This window comes from Promicromonospora sp. Populi (genome assembly GCF_041081105.1).
In the GTDB taxonomy this organism is placed as follows: domain Bacteria; phylum Actinomycetota; class Actinomycetes; order Actinomycetales; family Cellulomonadaceae; genus Promicromonospora.
This window is the reverse complement of record NZ_CP163528.1, coordinates 1,337,849-1,358,717: the sequence shown is the minus strand read 5'-3', so window position 1 is coordinate 1,358,717 and position 20,869 is coordinate 1,337,849. Positions and strand designations below refer to the sequence as shown.

At 70.6% G+C, this 20,869-nt stretch carries 8 protein-coding genes; 7 read left to right on the top strand and 1 reads right to left on the bottom strand.

Translation table 11 applies throughout. The features are described 5' to 3' along the window. Nucleotides 1-13 precede the first annotated feature (13 nt). From AB1046_RS06040 to AB1046_RS06010, 7 genes are all read left to right on the top strand, one after another. Nucleotides 14-6,250 carry a LamG-like jellyroll fold domain-containing protein gene (locus AB1046_RS06040; RefSeq protein WP_369373370.1) on the top strand — a complete coding sequence of 2,079 codons (6,237 nt, stop codon included), beginning with the start codon at nt 14-16 and terminating at the stop codon, nt 6,248-6,250. Then, nucleotides 6,247-11,946, top strand: a complete 5,700-nt coding sequence (locus tag AB1046_RS06035) for an RHS repeat-associated core domain-containing protein (protein ID WP_369373368.1) — start codon at nt 6,247-6,249, stop codon at nt 11,944-11,946. Before AB1046_RS06040 ends, AB1046_RS06035 begins: the two co-directional genes overlap by 4 nt. A 144-nt stretch (nt 11,947-12,090) precedes the next feature. Continuing rightward, entirely contained in the window at nt 12,091-14,919 is a 2,829-nt protein-coding gene (locus AB1046_RS06030) for a BTAD domain-containing putative transcriptional regulator (RefSeq protein WP_369375590.1), read from the top strand. Nucleotides 14,920-14,996: 77 nt separating this feature from the next. Further along, nucleotides 14,997-15,626, top strand: coding sequence for a dephospho-CoA kinase (coaE, locus tag AB1046_RS06025; protein ID WP_369373366.1), 630 nt, complete (start codon nt 14,997-14,999; stop codon nt 15,624-15,626). Nucleotides 15,627-15,658: 32 nt separating this feature from the next. Next, complete coding sequence (locus AB1046_RS06020; protein WP_369373364.1) at nt 15,659-16,345, top strand: pyroglutamyl-peptidase I; 687 nt, start codon at nt 15,659-15,661, stop codon at nt 16,343-16,345. 48 nt (nt 16,346-16,393) lie between these two features. Next, entirely contained in the window at nt 16,394-18,502 is a 2,109-nt protein-coding gene (gene uvrB / locus AB1046_RS06015; RefSeq protein ID WP_369373362.1) for an excinuclease ABC subunit UvrB, read from the top strand. 292 nt (nt 18,503-18,794) lie between these two features. Next, a complete protein-coding gene (locus tag AB1046_RS06010) occupies nt 18,795-19,841 on the top strand; it encodes a TerC family protein (RefSeq protein WP_369373360.1) in 1,047 nt (348 codons plus the stop codon). A 12-nt stretch (nt 19,842-19,853) separates the two neighbouring features. Here AB1046_RS06010 and AB1046_RS06005 read toward each other — a convergent pair whose 3' ends face one another. Further along, a complete protein-coding gene (locus AB1046_RS06005; protein ID WP_369373358.1) occupies nt 19,854-20,720 on the bottom strand; it encodes a hypothetical protein in 867 nt (288 codons plus the stop codon). Between the last annotated feature and the right edge of the window lie 149 nt (nt 20,721-20,869).

The window sequence follows — 20,869 nt, the reverse complement described above, 5'->3', positions numbered from 1 at the left end:
TGTCGGCTGGTTGATGCCGAAGGCAGGTCGTACCCCGTCACGCCGTGCGCTCGCGGCAGTGGTCTCGTTGGCGATCGCCGTGCCGCTCGGCGCCGGTGCGCTCACCATCCCCGCCCAGGCGGAGGGTCTTGCGTCCGCAGCGGCCGTCGACACCGCGGCGGAGGCGCCTGCCGCGCCGTCGGCCCTCGACCTTGCCGGACCGACGCGCGAGGAGCGCGCCGAGCAGAAGGCGGCGGCCACCGCACGAGCGACCGGCAAGCGAGTCGAGGCACCCGAGCTGCGGACCGAGACGCAGTCGGTCTACGCGGAACCCGACGGGCAGATGGTCGCGGAGCTCAACTCGTCCCCGATCCGGGCCAGGGCGGAGGACGGGACCTGGCAGAAGATCAACACGGACCTGAGCCCCGGCAAGGACGGCCTGCTGCGCCCGGGCGCGACGCCGGTGGACCTCGCCTTCTCGCCGGGCGGATCCGCCACCGAGCTCGCAGCGATCCAGGAGGGCGGAGCAGAGCTGGGCCTCACCTCCTCCGAGAGCCTCCCGGCTGCGTCGCTCGACGGCGCCATTGCGACCTACGCGGACGTCCGGCCCGGGGTGGACCTGCAGGTGGTCGCCTACTCGTACGGCTTCTCCACGCGGCTGGTGGTGCGCGACCGGGCGGCCGCCGAGGCCCTGATCGCCGACCCGTTCAACCTCGACGTGTCCGGCGGCGAGGGCGACGCCGTCGAGCGGCGCGACGGCGGCCTCACGGTCGAGGCGGCCAAGGGCGACGGAGCCATCTCGGCGCCGCCCCCGGTGGGAGCCGACGCGGAGGGGCAGCCCGTCGCGTTGGACACCGGTGGCGAGCCGGGCTCGGGAAGCCTGACGCCCGAGGAGAGCGCCGTCGACGGCGACACGCAGTTCCCGATCACGATCATGAGGGACCACACGGCAGACAAGTTCGGCTGGGCGACGGTGCTCTCGGGTCTGCCCAACTTCAACGGCTGGAACACGAGCGGCGAGCCGCCGCTGGCGCAGGTCGGCAGGTGCTGGTCGGGGTGGGGCGCGTGCGGCCTGCAGAACATCGGCGTCGCGTGGACGTACTGGCGGTTCGACACGAGCTTCCTGGCCGGCAAGGTGGTCGTGGACGCGGACCTGAACGCGGTCGTCGAGTACAGCCCGGACTGCAACGCGACCAACCGGTATCACCTCGTGCACAAGGCGACGTGGGAACCCGGACCAGGCACGACGTGGAACAACAAGCCCGGCTGGGAGGGCCCGGCCATGGAGATGCTGGTGCCCAAGGTCAACGCCAAGTGGGGCTGCCCCGGGGCCAAGACGGCAGCGGTCGACGTCACGGCCAAGGTCAACCGCGGCGGGCACACGTCGTTCCTGGTCTCGCCGGCGAACGACGCCGACACCGAGAACTCACCGTGGTGGCGCAAGTACAACAACAACGCCAAGCTGATCGCCCGCTTCAACACGGTGCCGGAAGCCCCGGCAGGACTGCTGACCGACCCGCCGCTGCAGGCACCCTGCAAGTGGTGCGCCGGCGTGCCGTACATCAGCGACTCGAGCGTGAGCATCAAGGCGACCCTGAACGATCCCGACGGTGACGGGCTGCAGGGTGTCTGGCGGTACACGAGCAACGGTCAGACGACGGACTACGTGAGCCCGAACGCCGCGCAGTCAGGGACCGTGCACTCGCGGCCGATCACTACCGCCGAGAACGCCGTCAACACCGTGACGTGGCAGGTGAACGCCCGCGACTGGCACGACGACGGACCGGTCGGCGTCGGGCCGAAGTTTGTCGTCGACCGCAAGGCGCCCACCGCGCCGGTGGTGGGCAACTTCCTGTACAGCGCCGAGAACCGCTGGCACGGCGGGGTGGGTGTCGAGGGCCGGTTCGACTTCACTGCGTGCACCCCCGCGCTCGTGACGGCGGGGAAGTGCACCGACGCCGCCGGCGACGACGACGTCGACCACTATCTGTGGGGCTGGACCAGCCAACCGGCGAACAAGATCGACGCCGACGCGCTCGGCGGGAACGCCTCGGTCTGGACGACCCCGCCCGGCGACGGCCCACGGACCTTCTCTGTGCAGGCCGTCGACCGTGCCGGCAACAAGAGCCCGCTCGTGGTCCAGCACCTGCGGGTGCGTCCCGGCAACGGCGCCTACGCGGACTGGTCGCTGGACGGCACGGGCAAGGACCGTGCCTACCTGGGCGACCGCGACGTGATGCTGCACGACGGCGCGTCGTACGCCGACGGTGCGATCAACCAGGGCCTGTCGTTCGACGGCCGCACCGGGCACGCCAGCGCGCCGAACGCCGTCCGCACGGACGCGAGCTTCTCGGTCTCCGCGTGGGTGCGGCTGGACAACACGACCGGGGCACGCGCCGCGGTCAGCCAGGACGGCACCAACTTCTCCGGCTTCGTGCTGTGGAACCGGCCGGACGAGGACGGCGACGGGGTGGAAGAGGGCAGCCGCTGGGTGTTCGGCATGGCCTGCTCCGACGAGGAGTACAAGGGCACGTCCATGGCAGCCTCGGCCGAGCCGTCCGAGACCGACGTGCTGACCCACCTCACCGGGACCTATGACGCACGCACGCGGAAGCTGAGCCTCTACGTCGACGGCGAGCCGGCGGGTGAGGTGACCCGCACGGCCGCGTGCAAGGACTGGGACGCCGACGGCGACGTGCAGATCGGCCGGACGATGTGGAACGGTGCGGCGGCGGTCGACCACTGGCCGGGCATGGTCGACGAGGTCAAGCTCTACGAGCGGGTGCTGACGGCCACGGAGGTCAAGGCGGCGGTGGCCGGCTCGAACGTGCAGGCCGCCCAGTGGAAGTTCGAGGACAAGGACGGCAGCAGCACCACGCTGAACAGCGTGCCCGGCGGTCAGGCGGGTGTGCTGCACCCGGACGCCTACCTCTGCGGAGACTGCGACGCGGACGGTGAGCAGGACCCGAGCGTCGCCGAGGGTGCTGTCGGCCGGGCGGTGCACGTGGGCGGGGCCGACGGCGAGGTGGTCTCGTCCGACGGGCCGGTCGTGACCACCAACCGCAGCTACTCGGTGGGCGGGCACGTCCGGCTGGACGCCGCGGTGCTGGCGGACCTGGCGGTGGGCGACCGGGTGGTCGCACTGTCGCAGGACGGCGTCAACCGCAGCGGGTTCACGCTCTCGTACCTGAGGACGGGGGCCACGACCGCGCAGTGGGAGTACGCCACGTTCGCCTCGGACACGCAGGGCGCGGCGGGCGACGCCGTGATCCGCGTGGCCGCCGGTGACCCGACCGGGTGGACGCACCTGTTCGCCGTCCACGACGGGGCGAACAGGAGCATCCGGCTCTATGTGAACGGCGCCCCGGCAGGCGCCCCCGCGGCCCGGGCGCAGACCCAGTTCGCGGCGAGCGGCTCGTTCGTGATCGGCCGAGGGCTGGACGGGACGCCGTCGTCACGGTGGAACGGGGCCATCGACGAGGTGCGGGCGTTCACCAGGGCGCTGAGCGCCGAAGAGGTCCAGGCGATCGTGGTGCGCGACGACGTCGCCGTGGGCCGCTGGCTGCTGGACGGGGACGCGACCAACGAGACCGGGCAGGCCCTGGACGGGACGGTGCACTGCAACGGCGCGACGTCCGCGGCCGCCTGCCAGTGGGGGCCCGGGCAGACCGATCTGCCCTCCGACGGCACCGACAAGGCGCTGACGGGCGACGGGGACGACTGGATCTCGGCACCCCGTGCGGTCGACCCGACCAAGAGCTTCGCGGTCACCGCGTGGGCCCGGATCGACGACCTGAACGGCACCTCGACCATCGTGTCCCAGGACGGGCAGACCACTAGCGCGTTCCAGCTCGTCAAGCTGGCGAACGGCCGGTGGGGGTTCCAGAAGCCGCCCACCGACACCGCCGGTACGCCCTACGTGGTGGAGGGGCCGGAAGCGCAGGAAGACGTGTGGACACACCTCGCGGGGGTCTACGACGCGACTGCCAAGACCATCACGCTCTACGTCAACGGCGAAGCGGCCGGCACGGCGCCGGCGCCGGCCGCGTGGAACCACCAGGCAGGCGGGCTGCAGATCGGCGCCGCCCTGAACGCCGGCAACCGCCAGAACCGGGTGCTCGGCTCGGTCGACGACGTCACCGCGTACGGCAGGGCGCTCTTCCCGGACGAGGTCTCTGAGCTGGCCGGCCGGGACCTGACGCTGCGGCACAACTGGCGTCTCGACGAGGGCCAGGGCGCCAGCGCGGCGGACGCCGTGGGCGGCAGCGCGGCTGCGGCTCCGGCCGCGGCGCAGGTCGGCTGGACCGACGGCGTGGTCGGGAACGCGCTCGAGCTGGACGGCGTCGACGACTACCTCTCCGCCTCGGACCTCGACGTCCGCACGGACGGGTCGTTCACGGTCTCCGCCGTCGTGCAGCTCGACCGGGACAAAGCCTGTACCTGGGACGACTGGGAGGAAGGCGGGGCCGAACCCGGTCCCGGCGAGTGCGTGCACACGGCGCTGAGCCTGGACGGCGCGTCGGACGGCGACAGCCGGTTCCGGCTCGGTTACCAGGCCGGGGCGGACGCCGCGCACGAGAACGGCGACTGGGTCTTCGAGATGTCCAACGAGAACAAGACGAAGGTCGCCTCGATCGGGCTGTTCCGGTGCGACCCGTTCGACCCCGACCCGGATGCTCCGTGCGACTTCGACCGGCCCGTGCACCTGACGGGGATCTTCCACGCTCCCACGGGCAAGATCTGGCTCTTCGTCGACGCGGTGCGCGTGAGCGAGGGCGACGGCGTCGAGGCCTGGCCGTCGCCCGGGGACCTCCAGATCGGCCGCGGCCGCGACGAGTCGGGTAACCCGGCGGAGTACTTCCCCGGTGTGGTCGACGACGTGCGGGCCTACACCGGCGCGTTCAACGACACCCGCGTCAGGGAGCTGCACCAGTTCTACGCCTCGGGCGGGCTGCTGGACCCGGTTCCGCCGAAGCCTCCCACGCCCGCTCATCACTGGAAGCTTGACGAGGCGGACGGCACGGCCGCGCCGGTCGACGCCGTCGGGTCAGTGGCCACGACCATGCACGGTGCGCTCGCCACCGACGTCGTCGGCGGCAGGCACGGCCGGGGGCGGAGCTTCGACGGTGTGGACAGCTATGCGTCCGCGGCGGAGCCCGTTCCCGGCGCCGGCGAGGCGTTCGCGGCGTCGGCCTGGGTCTGGCCGTCGACCGCGAGCAGCAGCGGAGCCTGGGAGGCCGTCGTCAGCGGCGGGCACAACTACGTGCTCACGCGGGCCGGCAACCGGTGGGCCGCGGTCATGGCGTCGCGCGGCGCCGACGGCACGACCGTCGTCAAGGAGGTCTACTCCGACGAGACCGTGCGGGTCGGTCACTGGACGCACCTCGCGCTCGTCTACGTGCCGAACCTCGACCAGATGCGCCTGTACGTGAACGGCCGCATGTCCGAGCTCCTGCCCGGCGTCGAGTCCGTCGGGGCGTCCGGCACCTTCCGGATCGGCGCACATCAGCGCGACGCCGGCAGCGAGTTCACCATCCCCTTCAAGGGCCACATCGACGACGTCCGGATCTTCGACAAGGGTGTGTCCGACGCCGAGGTGGGTGCCGTGTACAACGACGTCTGGGATCCGCCGCACGGCACCTGGACGTTCGACGACGACACGGTCGCCGACACATCGTGGCGCAAGAGCACGACAACTGCCCACGGCACCTTCGGGTTCGTGGACGGCCGGTTCGGTCGGGCCCTTTCCCTGAACGCCGCCAGTCCCGGATTCGCGCAGGGCACGTTCGGCGGTGCGCCGACCTACGGCAGCATCACCGTCGCCGCGCGGGTGCGGGTCGCCGACAGCGAGGGCGTGCAGACGATCGCCTCGCAGGACGGGACCAGGATGAGCGACTTCTCGTTGCAGTACGACGGCAACATCGGGCGCTGGTCGTTCGGCGGCTGGACCACGGACGCCGACGACGGCACCTTCGCGCGGGCCTACTCCGGGCCGCCGGCGGCGCTCAACAAGTGGACGCACCTGGTGGGCGTGTACGACCACCCGGCCAGGCAGCTACGGCTGTACATGGACGGCGCCCTGGTCGGGATCCAGGACGGCGTGACCCTCTCCGCGGCGCAACGCCGCATGGCGATCGGGCGCGGTCAGCTCCGCGCGGCGAACGCCGAGTTCTTCACGGGAGCCATCGACCAGGTCGACACCTGGATGGGCGCCCTGTCCGCGCAGGAGATCGCGGATCTCGCCGCACAGACCGAAGGAGACCAGCCATGACCCGGCACTCGAGCCCTGAGCAGCGCACCTTCCGTCGCCGGTGGATCGCGACGGTCCCGATGACCGCCCTGGTGGCCTCACTGCTGGTGGTGGCCCAGGTGCCGCCCGATGCCTCCGCGGCCACACCGGGCGGCATCGGCAGCATGCCCTCGGTGCCGGTGGTGCCCGCGGATGCCATGGACACCCCGGCGCGCGGCGACTCGACCGACGACGCCCTCGGCTCGGGGCAGCAGCCCGGCAGCGAGGTGTCCGACGGCGGCGGGCGGCCGACGGCGACGCCGCTGTCGCCGACCGCCACGTGGGACGTGTCGAAGCAGACCGGTGACTTCACCTGGTCCTACCCGCTGCGCGTCCCGCCGACCCCCGGCGGCCTCCAGCCGAGCCTGGCGCTGGGCTACGCATCCTCAGCCGTGGATGGGCGGACCAGCGCGACGAACAACCAGCCGGGCTGGGTGGGCGACGGCTGGAGCCTGGGGGAGAGCTTCGTCGAGCGCACGTACGGCGCGTGCATGGAGGACAAGGAGGGCAGCCGGGCGCCCAAGAAGGGCTTCGACAACGTCGGCGATCTCTGCTGGCGCAGCGACAACGCCACCTCCGTGTTCGACGGCGGGGGCGGGATCATGATCCGCTCCGGCGGCGAGAGCTGGAAGCTCAAGAACGACAGCTACACCCGGGTGCAGCAGATCGGGACGGCGGACGGCGGTCAGACGGACGGCGAGGGGTGGAAGATCACCACCACCGACGGCACCCAGTACTTTTTCGGGTCGCGGCCGGCGTCGAACTCCGTGTGGAAGGTCCGGGTGTACGGCGACGACAAGGGCGAGCCGTGCTTCAGCGAGGCGTCGTTCACGGCGTCGCGGTGCGACCAGGCCTGGCGGTGGAACCTGGACAAGGTCGTGGACCGCAACGGGAACACGATGCACTACGACTACACCAAGGAGACCAACCGGTACGGCGACTTCAACGACGGCGACAAGGCGATCACCTACGACCGTGGCGGCTGGCTGAACCAGATCCAGTACGGGCTGCACACGACGGCGTCGAGCACGGCCGCCGCGACGGTGGAGTTCGGCACGGCGATCAGGTGCATCCCGGGCCTCCCGGCGGCGGAGTGCAGTACAGCCAAGCACCACAACTGGCCGGACACGCCGCTGAACCGGTCGTGCGATGGCGCGACCTGTGCCGAGAACTTCTCGCCCACGTTCTGGACCGGTCAGCGCCTGGACACGGTGACCACCAAGGTCCGCAAGGGCGGTGAGCTCGTCGCCGTCGACCGGTGGAAGCTCGACCAGTCCTACCCCAGCCCGGGCGACGGGAGCTCGGGAGCCGCGCTCTGGCTCAAGTCGATCGAGCACACGGGCCTGATCGGCGGGGGCGCAGGCGCCACGCTGCCGAAGGTCACGTTCGAGGGCGCGCAGATGGCCAACCGGGTGGTGACCGACAACCAGACGCCGATCAACCGGTACCGGATCACGAGCGTCGTGTCCGAGGCCGGCGGCGTCATCAGCGTCACCTATGCCCCCGCCAACTGCCTCGACGGCGCCGGCCGCGTCCCGGCCCAGCCGCACACGAACGACCGCCGGTGCTTCCCGGCGACCTGGGCCGACGAGACACATGCGGAGCAGACCGCCTGGTTCAACAAGTACGTGGTCTCCGGGCTTGTCGTCAGCGACCTGATCAGCTCCAGCATCGAGCAGCAGATCCAGTACCGGTACGACGGCGCCGCGTGGCACTACGACACCAGCGAGTTCACGCCCCCGGACAAGAAGAACTGGAACGAGTTCCGCGGCTTCTCCCACGTCACCAAGATCGCGGGCGACCCCGAGGACGAGTCCGGGCCGCAGACGCGGACCGACACGTACTACTACCGGGGGATGGACCAGGACCGGCTGAACCCGGAGGGTGGCCGGCGTCCGGTGGTGATCAAGGACTCCGAGAACGGTGAGCACACGGACCACGACTGGCTGCACGGGTTCGAGCGTGAGTCCATCACGCGGAACGGCATCGCGGACGACTCGCCGGTGGTCATCAAGACGCTCACGGACCCGGTGTGGCGCGGCCCCACTGCCACGCGCGGTGACCTCAAGGCGTACTTCACCGGGATCGGCACGGAGCGAACGTTTACGCCGAAGGACTCCGGCGGACGGGTCGAGACGCGCAAGGTCACGACCTACGACGACTACGGGCAGCCGGCCACCGTCGACGACCGGGGAGACGTCCTGGTCACGAGCGACGACCTGTGCACCACCACGACGTACGCCGCCAACGAGAGTGCTTGGCTCGTGTCGTTCCCCGTACGCGTCCAGACGGTCGCGGTCGGCTGCGGCGAGACGCCGTCGTACCCGGAGCACGCGGTCGTGGACCAGCGGACCCGGTACGACGGGCAGGGTGAGGGAGCGGCGCCGACGAAGGGGAACCCCACCCTGGTGGAGAAGGCGGTGCGCTACGAGGCGGGCGAACCGGTATGGGAGACCCGGTCGACGACGTCGTACGACGCGCACGGGCGGGTGACCCGGACGGCGGACGCCCTGGACCGGGCCACCACCACCGCCTACACACCTGCGGCCGGCGGGCCGACGACCGCCACGGTGGTGACCGACCCCAAGGGCTTCGCGACCAGGACCGACCTGGAGGTCAGCAACGGGCAGGCGGTCAAGGTGACCGACCCGAACGGCCTGATCAGCGAGAACGTCTACGACGCCCTGGGGCGGGTGATCAAGGTGTGGGGGACCGACCGCCTCCGGACGAAGTACCCGGCTGCGCCGTCGGCCACCTTCGACTATGCCATCAGCCGTGATGCGCCGAACGTGGTGACCGCGCGCCACCTCGGCCCGAACTCGAACGACGCGCAGGCCAGGTACGTCGAGGCGCGCACCATCTACGACGGCAGCTACCGCGTGCGACAGGAGCAGGCCCCGGCCGCCGGCGGCGGCCGCCTGCTGACGGACCACCGGTACGACACCCAGGGCCGCGAGTACATAGTCACCAACCCCTTCTTCAACGGGGATCCTGTCGACTCGCGCCTGTGGCGCGCTGCGGACTCGGAGTCGCTGGGGCAGAACGTCACCAAGTACGACGCGGCCAACCGGCCGGTCGAGGCGGCGTTCCAGACCAACACGGTCACGGACTGGAAGACCCTCACCCGGTACGGCGGCGATCGGACGTACGTCACGCCGCCCGACGGGGGGACGCCCACCATGACCGTCACCGACGCGCGTGGCAAGGTCAAGGAGCTGCACCAGTTCCGCGGTGACACGCCCACCGGTGCTGCCGACATCACCCGGTACGAGTACACCCCCGCCGGGAAGCTCGAGAAGGTCATCGATCCGGCCGGGAGCGAGTGGGACTACGAGTACGACCTGTCTGGGCAGCAGGTCCGCGGCGACGACCCGTCCGCCGGCGTGACGGAGTCGGTGTTCGACGCGGCGGGCCAGCTCGTCCGGACGACCGACTCCCGCGGCCAGGTGCTCAGCCACGAGTACGACGCGCTGGGCCGCAAGACCTCCGTGCGGGACGGCGGCAGCGACGGGACCGTGCTGGCGAGGTGGACGTACGACACCACACGTCTGGTGCGTCCCGACGGCACGGTGACGGTCGCCAAGGGGCGACCGACGTCGGCGATCCAGCTCGACGCCGACGGCAACGCACTCACCTCGAAGACGAACTCCTACACCGCGACCTACCAGACCAAGCAGAGCCTGCTGACGATCCCGCAGTCCGAGGGGATCCTCGGCGACGGCAACGGCGGTCCGCGGACGTACGCCACCGAGTACACCTACAACCCGGACGGCAGCCTCAAGAGCGAGATCCTGCCCGCGATCGGCGACCTGGCGCAGGAGCAGATCTTCCACACCTATGACGACGCCGGGCGCCCGGCGACGACCTACGGGGGAGCCGACGGCGCCGGGGGGACCACCTACTACGCGTCGTGCTCCACGTACACGCGGCTCGGTGAGATGCAGCGTGTCCAGCTCGGCGGTGTGCCCGACCAGGACGACCAGGCGAACGACTGCGCCACCGAGTTCGACGAGACCGAGCACCGTGCCTGGATCACCACCTACTACGAGGACTACACCCGCCGCGTGGAACGCACTGTCGTCGACGCCGAGGTGCCGCGTCCCGAGCAGGCGGACCTGGCCTACGACTACGACGACGCGGGCAACGTGCTCTCGATCACCGACACCCCGGGGGAGCTTTCGACCGACCGGCAGTGCTTCGAGTACGACCACCTGCGCCGGCTGACCGAGGCCTGGACCCCTGGCACCTCGTGCGCCGAGGAACGCAGCGTGGACGAGCTCTCCGGGCCGGCGGCGTACTGGCAGTCGTTCACCTACGACGAGGCCGGCAACCGGCTCACGAAGGTGGACCACGCCGTCAAGGGGAACGTCACCGAGCGGTACGAGTACCCGGAGCCGGGTGCCGAGCAGGCGAACGTGGTCGAGTCGGCGAAGACGATGGCAGCCGACGGGACGCAGATCTCGGCGGACGAGTATGCCTACGACGCCGCCGGCAACACGATCCAGCGCGGCGACCAGCGGCTCGAGTGGGACCAGCTCGGCAGGGTCGAGTCCGTCACGGAGGGCGACGAGGTCACCTCGTTCGTCTACGGGGCCGACGGCGACCGCGTGATCCGGCACGCCTCCGACGCCTCCACCCTGTACCTGCCGGGCCAGGAGCTGCAGGCGGACGAGGCAACGGGCGAGCTCACCGCGACGCGCTACTACACGCACGCCGGCCAGCCGGTCGCCGTGCGCACCGACAACACCCTGACCTGGACCGCGAGCGACCAGCACGGGACGGCGCAGGTCGCGATCAACTCGGTGACTTCTGCGACGTCGGTACGCCGGATGGACCCGTTCGGGATGGCGCGTGGTGAACAGCCGACCGGGTGGCCGGGCGAGAAGGGCTTTGTGGGCGGGACGATCGACGCCGCTGTCGAGCTCACCCATCTCGGGGCCCGGGAGTATGACCCGGAGCTGGGCAGGTTCATCTCGGTGGACCCGCTCATCGACCACCATGACATGCAGCAGATGAATGGCTACGCGTACGCGAACAACAACCCGGCGTCGGCCTCCGACGCGGACGGCCTGTTCTTCGGCTGGCTCTTCCAGGCGATCCAGACGATCGTCAAGGCGATCCAGTCGGTCTTCAAGATCAAGCCGAGCGGGCCGCAGCCCACGGTCAATCGTTACAAGAGGAACGTGTACATCGGCGGCAAGGACTCGCCCTACGAGGCCGACGTCATCGAGCGCGTGTTTCCCACGACCACCGCCTACGAGTACGAGGAGATCGGTGGCCTGATGTGCGGTGGCCCTTCGCAGGACAAGATCGGGGAGACCTGTACCTATCACTTCGGTCAGGGCGGCAGCCGTACCGTCGAGAAGTCCATCAGCTTCGGTGGCACCGTGGCCAAGGCACTCGACGTGAGCGCCTCGGTGAAAGAGGCGAACACGGTCTCGTGGAGCACGGACACGACCCACTCCTACGCGCCCAAGGACAACCAGCCGCACTCCGTGAAGTACTACGTGAAGTGGCGGGTCGAGTCGACCCGGAAGCAGTTCACGGAGAGCTGGGAGAACCTGAACGGAGAACGGCAGAGCCGCACCTACGAGTCGACGGTCATCACCCGGACGCCCAGCAAGACGATCTGCCGGATGGTCGACGGGGACCGCACCCAGTGCGACAGCGTGTTCTGACGCTCCGCCCGGCAGGTCCGCTTGCTCGAAGCGGACCTGCCGGAGGGGGCGGGTGAACTTTGCCGACGGCGCTCAGGACCGCGCTATTTAGGTGATTTCTTGCCCGCCTCCGGTCACACTTCCTGAAGGTCTTCTGTGACGGGGATGGGAGTGGGCCGGATGGGCTTCGGAGTGCTGGGGGAGCTGGTCGTCGTCGCCGACACCGGTGAGATCCTGATCGGCTCCCCCAAGTCGCGGACGGCGCTGGCGCTGCTCGTCCTCAGGCACGGGACCGTCGTACCGGCGGCCGAGCTCGCCGAAGCCCTCTGGGGCCGGACCGCGCCGTCGAACGCCCGGAAGTCGACACACGTGGTGATCAACCGGCTGCGCACCGCGCTGGGGCCGCTGGGCGGGCTCGTCCAGACCCGCCCGGACGGCTACCTGCTCGACGTGCCGTACGACAGCACGGACGTGGGCCGGTTCACGAGCTGGCTGGCCGTGGCGGCGAAAGCCCGGGAGGAGGGGAGCGACGCCGAGCTCGTCGCGCTGTGCAGCGCCCTCGACGAATGGCGTGGCGAGGCTCTCGCCGACGTGCCGCGCGAGTGCCTGGAGGGTGCGCGCGCCCGCCTGACCGAGCAGCGCCTGGCCGCGATCGAGCGGCAGCACGACCTGCTGAACGCGGCGGGCAGGCCCGTGGACGTCGCCATGCTCCAGGACCTGGCCGAGCGTCACCCCCTGCGGGAGGGCATCTGGTTCCAGCTCATCCGCGGCCTGAGCGAGTCCGGCCGCCGGTCGGAGGCGCTGACCGCCTTCGGCCGCCTGCGCAACAACCTGGGCGAGGAGCTGGGGGTGGAGCCCGACGCCCGGCTGCGCGAGCTCCACGTGCGAGCCCTCGCCGGCGAGGATCCGGCGAGCCGCGTGCTGAGCGCGACGGGCGCCCTGAGTCTCGGTGTCATCAGGCCGCAGGCCGAGGCCGTCGTGCCCCGCCAGGTTCCGCACGTGGCCTCTCTTGTGGGGCGCAGCCGGGAGCAGGAGCGGCTGGACGCTCTGGCGCCCGGGGGTGTGGAGGCGGGCCCGTCCGATACCGCGGTCGTCGTCATCTCGGGCCAGCCCGGGATCGGCAAGACGGCGCTCACGGGGTGGTGGGCCCGCCGCGCGGCGGACCGGTTCGCCGATGGTCAGATCTGGCTCGACCTGCGGGGGAGCCGCCCGGGCGCGGTGCTGTCCGCCGACGACGCGCTGCAGCATCTCCTGGTCTCGCTCGGGGAACAGGCTTCGGAGACCCCCGACACGCTCGAGGAGCGCGCCGCCCGCTACCGGACGCTGACGGACGGGCGCCGGCTGCTCATCGTCCTGGACGACGCCGCGAACGCCGAGCAGGTGCGCGCGCTGCTGCCGGGTTCCCCGGGTTCGCTGGTGATGGTGACCAGCCGCTACCGCCTGGACGGTCTGGTGGCCCGCGAGGCGGCGACCGGGATGGAGCTCGACGTGCTGCCCGCTAGCGACGCGCGCGAGCTGCTGGTGCGCCGCCTCGGGGCCACCCGTTCGGCTGACGAGGCCCTGCTGGACGAGATCGCCGGTCAGTGCGGGAGGCTGCCGCTGGCTCTGGTCATCGTCGCGGCCCGCGCGGCGCGGCACCGCGAGGCCGGCCTCGGCTCTGTGCTCGACCAGCTCCGGTCGGCCCGTCCCAGGCTGGACCAGTTCACCCTGGGCGAGGACGCGGCGGACCTGCGGTCGGTCTACGCCCGGTCGTACGAGTCCCTGTCGGCACCCGCGGCCCGGCTGTTCCGCCTGCTCGGTGTGCACCCGACGCCGGACCTGTCGATCGAGGCCGCCGCCAGCCTGGCCGGGCTGCCGGTCGACCAGGCGCGCCGGCGGGTCTCCGAGCTGGAGTCGGCGTACCTGGTGACGGCCGCCGAAGGCCGGATCGGGCTGCACGACCTGCTGCACGCCTACGCCGGTGAGCTCAGCGCGCGTCTCGACAATCGCCAGGCGGTCCGGCGCCTCCTCGACCACTATGCCCGCGCGGTACGCGAGGCGGTGAACCGGCCGGGGCTGCGACCCGCGGTGCTGGCCGGGGCAGCCGACAGCCCGGTCGACACCCGGGGCGTCAGCGTTCCGCCGATCGGTTCCCAGGCCGAGGCGGAGCGATGGTTCGCCGCGGAGCACGCGAACCTGGTGGCCGTCGTGCGGCTGGCGGGAGATCTGCGACACGACGTCGACTGCGTCCAGATCGGGTCTCTCGCCACCGAGCTCCAGGAGTGGAGCGGGCGGTGGGGCGAGGCGACCCACACCCAGACCGCCGTCCTGGCCGCTGCCCACCGGGGCGGCATGCGCGACATGGCCGCGCGCGCCGAGTTTCATCTGGGCAAGGCCGCTAACCGCCGAGGTGAGCACGTGCGAGCGCACGGCCACTTCTTGCGTGCGGACGAGCTGAACCGCGAGCTGAAGCCGTTCGCGGGCGGCGCCGAGGTGCACCTCGGGCTCGGGGCCGTGGCCGAGTCCGGGGAGCGGTGGGACGAGGCCCTCGAACATGACCGCCGGGCGTTCGACCACGCACGGACAACGGGGGACCGCATGGGTGAGGCACGTGCGATGAACGCCATCGGCTGGGACCTCGCGCACCTCGGTGACCTGGACACGGCGGTGACCTGGTGTCAGAAGGCGCTGCGGCTCGCCGAGGAGATCGACGACCAGCGCGCCGTTGCGGCGAGCTGGGACAGCCTCGGATTCTGCCGGCAGCAGGCGGCGGACCTCAGGGGAGCACTGCGGGCCTACGAGCGTGCGACGCGGATGCGGAGCAGGCTCGGCTACCGCAACGGGGTCGCGAAGGGGTACCGCACGATCGGCGACCTTCACGCGCGGCTCGGTGACGAGGTCGGTGCCCGCCGCGCCTGGCGAGCTGCCCTGGGCATCCTCGACGGCACGGCTCCGTTCACGGCCGACGTCGAGCGAGACCGGCTGGCGCGGGACTACGGGGTCACCGGCCTGTGAGCTGGGGCGGCCAGGGCTGTCGGGAGTAGCCTGGACGCCCAGCAGGACTGAAAACCTTCCCGCCCACTTAGGACCACATGTTCCGCATCGGACTCACCGGAGGGATCGCGGCCGGAAAGTCGGTCGCGGCAGCGCGCCTGGCCGAGCTCGGCGCCGTCGTCATCGACCACGACCTGCTGGCCCGCGAGGCGGTTGCGCCCGGCTCGGTGGGCCTGGCGGAGGTCGTCGAGGCGTTCGGCGACGTCGTCCTGACGCCGGACGGCAGCCTGGACCGGCCCGGCCTCGGCGCCCTGATCTTCGCCGACGACGCGGCCCGCACCCGGCTGAACGGCATAGTGCACCCCGAGGTGCGGCGGCTGTCGGCCGAGCGCGAGGCCAGGGCGGCAGCTGCAGACTCGACCGCCGTCGTCGTGCACGACATCCCGCTGCTGGTCGAGTCCGGCCTGGCCGGCAACTTCCATCTCCTGGTGGTGGTGCACACGCCTGCGGAGCAGCGCGTGCGCCGCCTCGTGGAGGGGCGCGGGCTGAGCGAGGACGCCGCACGCTCCCGCCTCGCCGCGCAGGCCACCGACGACGAGCGGCTCGCTGCCGCAGATGTCACCCTCGACGGATCGGGCGGAGAGGACAATCTGCGCACACAGGTGGATACCCTGTGGCAGCGCGTTGCCGCAGAGGTCGCGCAGGAGGCGGAGGCAGACTCCGTGTGAACCGGCCCGGCGCCGGGTAGGGAGCGTGCGCGATGAAGGTCTTGGTCACGGGGTTCGAGCCGTTCGGCGGCGACGCCGTCAATGCCTCCGGCGATGCGGTCCGGATCCTCGCCGCCGGCTGGACCGGGCCCGACGAGCTGGTCACCGCTGTGCTGCCCGTGGAGTTCGACCCGGTTCGGGCCGCCGACGGCCCGCTGCTGCGGCTGCTGGACGAGCACTCGCCCGACGTCGTGGTCGCCGCCGGCCTGGCCGGCGGCGTCACTCGGGTGCACGTCGAGCGGGTGGCGATCAACCTCATGGACGCGGGGATCCCCGACAACGGCGGCGCCCAGCCCGTCGACGCTCCCGTGGCCGAAGGCGGCCCCGCCGCCCGGTTCGCCACGCTCCCGGTCAAGGCTGCCGTCGCCGCGGTGCGCGCGGCGGGCATCCCCGCCGTCGTCTCCTACAGCGCCGGCACCTACGTGTGCAACGCCACCTTCTACGCCCTGCAGCACGCGCTTGCCCAGCGGCCCGGCGTGCTCTCAGGCTTTGTACACGTACCGCGCAGCACCGAGGAGTTAGGTGGATCAGCGGAGTCCTCCGCACTGTCCGACGGCGGCGAGGCGCACCTTCCGCTCGAAGCGATCGCCCAGGCCCTGGAGATCGTGGCGCGCACGGCGCTCGCCGCGGCCCGTGGCGACGTGGTGGAGCCGGCGACGGCCGCGGGGACGCTGCACTGACCGACCCTCCAGTGCGGGAGTGTCAGTGGTCGGCCGTACGGTAGTCACATGCGACCCGTGACCGATCTGCAGCGCACGGTGGCCCCGTTCGAGGTCATCTCCGAGTACCAGCCGGCAGGCGACCAGCCGACGGCGATCGCCGACCTGGCCGACCGTATCCAGGCGGGCGAGAAGGACGTGGTGCTGCTCGGCGCCACGGGTACGGGCAAGTCGGCGACGACTGCCTGGCTCGTCGAGAAGCTGCAGCGGCCGACGCTGGTCATGGCACCGAACAAGACGCTGGCCGCGCAGCTTGCCACGGAGTTCCGGGAGCTGCTGCCGAACAACGCGGTCGAGTACTTCGTGTCGTACTACGACTACTACCAGCCCGAGGCGTACATCGCGCAGTCGGACACGTACATCGAGAAGGACTCGTCGATCAACGACGAGGTCGAGCGGCTGCGGCACTCGGCCACCTCGTCGCTGCTGACGCGCCGCGACGTCATCGTGGTCGCCTCGGTCTCCTGCATCTACGGCCTGGGCACCCCGCAGGAGTACGTGGACCGCATGGTCCGGCTCGACGTCGGGGACGTCGTGGACCGGGACCAGCTGCTGCGCCAGTTCGTGACCATGCAGTACACCCGCAACGACGTGTCGTTCACCCGGGGCACGTTCCGGGTGCGCGGCGACACGGTCGAGATCATCCCGGTGTACGAGGAGCTCGCCATCCGGATCGAGATGTTCGGCGACGAGATCGAGTCGATCCAGACCCTGCACCCGCTCACGGGTGACGTGGTGCGCAACGAGCAGTCGATCTACGTGTTCCCGGCCACGCACTACGTGGCGGGCCCGGAGCGCATGGAGCGAGCCATCGGCGGCATCGAGAAGGAGCTCGAGGGCCGGCTGGCCGAGCTGGAGAAGCAGGGCAAGCTGCTGGAGGCCCAGCGGCTGCGCATGCGCACCACCTACGACATCGAGATGATGCGCTCGATCGGCACCTGCAGCGGCATCGAGAACTACTCGATGCACATCGACGGCCGCGAGGCGGGCACCGCACCCAACACGCTGCTCGACTACTTCCCCGAGGACTTCCTGCTCGTCATCGACGAGTCCCACCAGACGGTGCCCCAGATCGGCGCCATGTACGAGGGCGACGCGTCCCGCAAGCGTGCGCTCGTGGACCACGGCTTCCGCCTGCCGAGCGCCATGGACAACCGACCGCTGAAGTGGGAGGAGTTCACCGAGCGCATCGGGCAGACGGTCTACCTGTCGGCCACCCCGGGTGACTACGAGCGCTCGCTGTCCGACGGCGTCGTCGAGCAGGTCATCCGGCCCACCGGCCTGGTGGACCCCGAGATCGTGGTGAAGCCCACCACGGGCCAGATCGACGACCTGCTGGGCGAGATCCGCGACCGCGTGGACCGCAACGAGCGCGTGCTGGTGACCACGCTGACCAAGAAGATGGCCGAGGACCTCACCGACTACTTCCTGGAACGCGGTGTGCGGGTGCGCTACCTGCACTCCGACGTGGACACGCTGCGCCGCGTCGAGCTGCTGCGCGAGCTGCGGCTCGGCGAGTACGACGTGCTGGTCGGCATCAACCTGCTGCGCGAGGGCCTGGACCTGCCCGAGGTGTCGCTGGTGGCGATCCTCGACGCGGACAAGGAGGGCTTCCTGCGGTCCGGGCGGTCGCTGATCCAGACCATCGGCCGCGCCGCCCGTAACGTGTCGGGCCAGGTGCACATGTACGCGGACAAGGTCACCCCGGCCATGCGCATGGCGATCGACGAGACCACCCGGCGCCGCGAGAAGCAGGTCGCGTACAACACCGAGCGGGGCCTCGACCCGCAGCCGCTGCGCAAGAAGATCGCTGACGTAACGGACATGCTCGCCCGCGAGGACCTGGACACCCAGGAGCTGCTGGCCGGCGGGTTCCGGAACAGCCGCAAGGGCGAGGGCCGGGGCGCCCGGGTGCCGGGCACGCCGAAGGAGGCAGCGACGTCGGGCAACCGGCTGTCCGGTGCCGCGGCGAGCGAGCTGGCCGAGCTGATCCAGGAGCTGACCGACCAGATGCACGCAGCGGCCGCCGAGCTGCAGTTCGAGGTGGCGGCCCGGCTGCGCGACGAGATCTCGGGGCTCAAGAAGGAGCTGCGGCAGATGCAGGCCGCCACGGCGTGAGTCCACGGGCTCGTACCCGCGGCACGCTCGCCTGAGCCGTGTCGCGGGTCACGTTCGGGAACAATCGCCGAGTCCCGTATGCTTCGCACCGTAGGAGGGGAGTACCTCGAAACGGCTTGGTCGTCATCACAGCTGCCGATGACGTCAGCTCGGCCTGGCCGGCTCGTAGTGCGCCATTGCGTGGTTTCGGCCAGGCTGGTGCACAGGCGAGCGAGGAAGACCTCCGGTGCCCTGTTGTACACACCGGAGGCTCGATGCGTGCGCGCGTTCCTCCCAGTTCCGGAAGGCAACAATGGTCCACGAACTTCCCGTGACCTTCGAAGTGATCTCACTCGCGGCGATGGTTGTCCTGCTGGTGGCCGATCTCCTGATCGTCGCCCGCCGGCCGCACGTCCCGTCCATGAAGGAGAGCGCCATCTGGGTGGGCTTCTACGTGGGTCTCGCCCTGATCTTCGGGGGGATCATCTGGGGCGTCGGCGGTGTCACCCCGGCCGCGGAGTTCTACGCCGGCTGGCTCATGGAGTACTCCCTGAGCGTCGACAACCTCTTTGTGTTCGTCATCATCATGGCCCGGTTCGCGGTGCCGCGCGTGGAGCAGCAGCTCGTGCTGATGGTCGGCATCATCATGGCGCTGGTCCTTCGTGCGGCCTTCATCCTCGCGGGTGCGGCCCTGATCGAGCAGTTCACCTGGCTCTTCTACATCTTCGGCGCGTTCCTCATCTACACGGCGATCCAGCAGGCGATCCCCGAGAAGCCGGAGGAGCACGACGACTACAAGGAGAACTTCCTCATCCGCTCGATGCGGCGGGTCCTGCCGCTGCACAACCAGTACGACGGCGCGAAGCTGACCACCACCATCGACGGTCGCCGGCTCTTCACGCCGATGATCATCGTGTTCCTGGCGATCGGTTCGACCGACGTGCTCTTCGCGGTGGACTCGATCCCCGCGATCTTCGGGATCACGCGAGACCCGTTCATCGTGTTCGCCACCAACCTGTTCGCGCTGATGGGTCTGCGCCAGCTCTACTTCCTGCTCGGCGGGCTGCTCGACCGGCTGGTCTACCTGCCCCTCGCGCTCTCGGCCATCCTGGGCTTCATCGGCGTCAAGCTGATCCTCGAGGCGCTGCACACCAACACGGTCTCCTGGATCAACGGCGGCGAGGGCTTCGAGTGGGCGCCGGAGGTGCCGATCTGGCTGTCGCTCACGGTGATCGTCGTATCGCTGATCGTCGGCACCGTCGCAAGCCTGATCAAGTCGGCCCACGACGAGAAGATCGAGGCAGCACGGATCGACGCGGAGCGGACCGAGTCGGCCTCGGCGGAGGACGCATCGAAGTAAGGCCCTGACGGGTCAGACCAGGGAGTAGTCGACCTGGATCGAGAAGATGTTCCGGTCGCCGGACCGGAGCGTCCCGGTGAACGCCTGGTCGTGCGACTCGGGCTCGGCGGGCGCGGACGGCTCGACGTCGACCGTGCACGTCTGGCCCGCCGAGGCGAGGTGGTCAGCCTGCAGGCGGAAGACGCCGGGCTGCCACCTCGCCTCCGGTCCGGCGGCGGCCGCCAGGACGTGGTCGAAGAGTGCGAACGCCGCATAACCCGCGACAGACACGGGCAGCGCCGGATGGCCGTCGAAGTGCCCTCGGCACAGCGGGGCCTCGACGGCGAGCTTGGCGGTGGCGGTCCGGGCGTCGGCGGCGACGTCGACGAGCGGGGCGGCCGCCGTGTACGGGTTGGCCGGCTCGGTGGCGTCCGCTGCCCCGGCCGGGCCCATCATGCGCTGGAACACGGGGACCGACAGCACGAGGTACTCGAGGTCGAGCCGGGCCACGAGGTTCCCGTCGGCATCGCGCAGCTCGGTCTCGGCGACGGCGCGGTTGCGGCCGGTCATCCGGCCGTTAGCGGTCCCGTGCAGCGCGGTCAGGCTGCCCGCCGGCGGATACATCCGCCCGACGCCGCGGTGGGCCAGGTAGTAGTGCCGGTCGGCGTCGGGCCGGGTGGTGACGACCGCACACAGCCCGAGGATGGCGAGGTGCCGCCCCGCTTCCGCCACGTTGATCAGGGTCGCCTGCCGCCCGGTCGGGGACTGGACCGGGACGCCGGCGCTCGTCTGCCCGGGGGCGGAGCTGGCCAGGTCGGTGAGCGCGTAGTACGGCGTCGACACGCAGATGCGCGGGCTGATCTGTTCGTAGGCCACCGACGTCCAGTCGACCGAGGTCATGTCGCACCTTCCCGAACGTCATCGGCAGTATTTGAAACGGCATCATGTGCACCACGAAGCGCGGCACGCCATCCTTTCGGCGTGATGTTTACGCAAAAATCTTCAGATGGTGGAGTATCGGCAAAAAAGGTGTTTGAGCCGGGTTGCCT